The organism is Staphylococcus pasteuri (assembly GCF_030547725.1).
Lineage (GTDB): Bacteria > Bacillota > Bacilli > Staphylococcales > Staphylococcaceae > Staphylococcus > Staphylococcus pasteuri.
Window position 1 is genome coordinate 1 of record NZ_JAUOQO010000771.1, and the last position, 244, is coordinate 244.

The window sequence follows — 244 nt, forward strand, 5'->3', positions numbered from 1 at the left end:
ACTTCACACCGATGTGCACCACCACGATCAAACCATGCGTGTTGTCGATCTCAAAACGATCCTCGGCGCGCGGCTGGCAAAGCTGCCACATGTCTTGCGACTGCTGAGCGAGAACCACCTGCGCGAGACACAATCACCTGCCCCGCTGATCGCCGCCCTCGACGACTGGCTTGCGAAGCGGCCCACAGGTTTCGAATTCTCGTTTCGCCCCAACCGCATCTTGATGCACGACACGACCTGCACC

At 59.8% G+C, this 244-nt stretch carries 1 protein-coding gene; it reads left to right on the plus strand.

Going from position 1 to position 244, the window contains the following annotated elements; translation table 11 throughout:
• Nucleotides 1-34: 34 nt before the first annotated feature.
• On the plus strand, nucleotides 35-244 hold a 210-nt coding region (locus tag Q4528_RS15450; protein WP_303522597.1), incomplete at its 3' end, for a hypothetical protein.